2 protein-coding genes are annotated in these 2,452 nt (G+C 73.1%); one reads left to right on the top strand and one right to left on the bottom strand.

The genetic code is table 11. The features are described 5' to 3' along the window. On the top strand, positions 1-2,081 hold a 2,081-nt coding region (locus ACRWK7_RS29615), incomplete at its 5' end, for an alcohol dehydrogenase catalytic domain-containing protein (protein ID WP_431860535.1). Positions 2,082-2,093: 12 nt separating this feature from the next. On the opposite strand, the gene ACRWK7_RS29610 is transcribed toward ACRWK7_RS29615, so the two are convergent. Further along, positions 2,094-2,303: a hypothetical protein gene (locus ACRWK7_RS29610; RefSeq protein WP_431860533.1), complete on the bottom strand. Its 210-nt coding sequence runs from the start codon at positions 2,301-2,303 to the stop codon at positions 2,094-2,096. Positions 2,304-2,452 lie beyond the last annotated feature (149 nt).

The following is a 2,452-nucleotide window of genomic DNA, read 5'->3' as shown; positions in this document are numbered from 1 at the left end:
GCCTCCTCCGCCAAGCCCACGGCGTCGGCCGCGGCGCCGTTGCCGACACCATCGTCCGGCTCGTCCGCACCGGCCTGGAGCAGGGCTTCGATGCCGGCTCGGCGGCCGAGATCGACGCCTTCGCCCGGTTCGCCCTGGATTCCGAGCACGGCGCCAAGAAGGGCATCGCCCTGTTCCTGGAGAAGAAATCCCCGCCGCTGCCCGCCCGCCCGCGCCGCGAATCCCGCGACGGCGTCCTGCCCATCGGCAGCCCGTTCTTCCCCGGCGCCACGCCGCTGCCCAAGTGGCAACTCGGCCAGGCCGTTGTCCGCGACCTGGAGACCGGCGGCGCCGCGCACGGCGACCCGCAGGACGCCGAACAGGAAGTCGTCGTCCCCGTCCCCGAGCCCGGCCCCAACCAGGCGCTGGTCTACGTCCTGGCCTCGGAGGTCAACTACAACGACGTCTGGGCGATCACCGGCATCCCGGTCTCGCTGTTCGACGAGCACGACGAGGACGTGCACGTCACCGGCTCCGGCGGTGTCGGCATGGTGGTGCGGCTGGGCGAGGCGTTGCAGGCGCAGGGGCGGCTGAACGTCGGCGACCTCGTGGCGGTGTACTCCGGCGTCTCCGACCTGCTGGACCCGGAGGCCGGCGCCGACCCGATGTTCACCGACTTCCACATCCAGGGCTACCAGTCGCCGGACGGCAGCCACCAGCAGTTCATGCTGGCCGACGGCCCGCAGCTGTTCCCCCTGCCCGCCGGCCTGACGCTGGAGGAGGCCGGCAGCTACATGCTGGCTGCCGGCACCGCCTACCGGTCGCTGGTCACCGCACTGGACGTGCAGCCGGGCAAGCGCCTGCTGGTCGAGGGCGCGGCCGGCGGCACCGGCGCCTGGACCGTCGAGCTGGCGCTCGCGCGGCGCATGAAGGTGACCGGCATGGTGTCGTCGGAGCGCCGCGCCGCCGCGATCCGCGCCCGCGGCGCGCAAGCGGTGGACCGCTCCGCCTTCGAGGCCGCCTTCACCCGCATCCCCGCCGACCCGCAGGCCTGGGGACCATGGGAGCAGGAGGGCGCCGGATTCCTCGACTCCGTCCGCGCCGCCAACGGCGGCCACCTCGTGGACTACGCCGTCAGCCACGCCGGCGAGACCACCTTCCCGCGCAGCTTCCAGGCGCTGGCGCCCGGCGGCGCCCTGACCTTCTTCGGCGCCTCGTCCGGCTACCACATGACCTTCATCGGCAAGCCCGGCGCCGCCGAGCCCGCCGACATGCTGCGCCGCGCGCGCCTGCGCCCCGGCGAGGCGGTGCTGGTGTTCTACGGGGCGGGAGCGCGCGGCCTGCGCGACGACATGGCGCTGGCGGCCATCGAGGCGGCGCGCGAGGCCGGGGCGCGCGTCTGCGTCGTCGCCGACCAGGACTCCGAACGCGACTTCGTGCTGTCGCTGGGCTACGGCGAGGCGCTGGCCGGCGCGGTGTCGCTGGCCGAGATCGCGCGCCGCGTGCCGCACTTCCGCTGGCCGGAGACCATGCCCGACCTGCCCGACCCGCAGACCGAGACCGCCGCCTTCAAGGAGGCCGTCCGCCTGTTCACCGAGGAGACGTTCAAGCCGCTGGGCCAGGCGGTGGGCCGCATCCTGCGCTCCGCCGACAACCCGCGCGGCATGCCCGACGTGGTGGTCGAGCGGGCGCGGCGCGACACGCTGGCGGTGTCGACGATGGTCGTGAAGCCGCACACCGGCCGCGTCGTCTTCTGCGGCGACATGGCCGGCAAGCGCTACAGCTTCTACGCCCCGCAGGTGTGGATGCGGCAGCGGCGGATCCTGATGCCGACCGCTGCGATCGTCGGCACGCACCTGTCGAACGCGGCGGAGATCGCCGGCCTGAACAGGGTCATCGCCTCGGGCGTGGTGCGGGTGCCCGGCACCCACCTGGGCGCATGGGACAGCCTTCCCACCCTGCATCAGGCGATGTGGGAGAACCGGCTGCCCGAGGCGACCGGCGGCGCGTCGAAGGCGGTGGTCAACCACGCGCTGCCCGAGGCGGGACTGAAGTCCCGCGATGAGCTGCTGATCGCCTGGGCCGGGCGCGGGACCGCGTAGGCGCGTCCGGCGTCAGCCGCCGGCACCGCCCGAGGAGCCGCCGCCGCCGCTGCCTTGGACGGGCTTCTGCCCCGGCGGGCCACTGGCGCCCGGCGGCCCCTGCACGCCCGGTCCGCTGTAGGTGCCGGCGCTGGAGCCGCTCTGCGGGTTGTCGACGGTCGGTGCCTGACACGCGGCCAGACCGACGCCGAGCGCGAGCAGAAGGGCAATTCGTGAGGTCATGGTCGATTCTCCTCGGTGTGCCCTGACAACACCGCGCCGCCACGAAGCGTTGCGCCACGGGAATCGCTTGAAGACATTCACGCGGTTGGGTGAATGAGAGCGTTGAGGTAATCGGTTGACCAAGAAGCCATTTTTCGACGCACCTTGAG

Source organism: Azospirillum sp., assembly GCF_050789165.1.
This window is presented reverse-complemented; position numbering and strand designations above follow the sequence as displayed.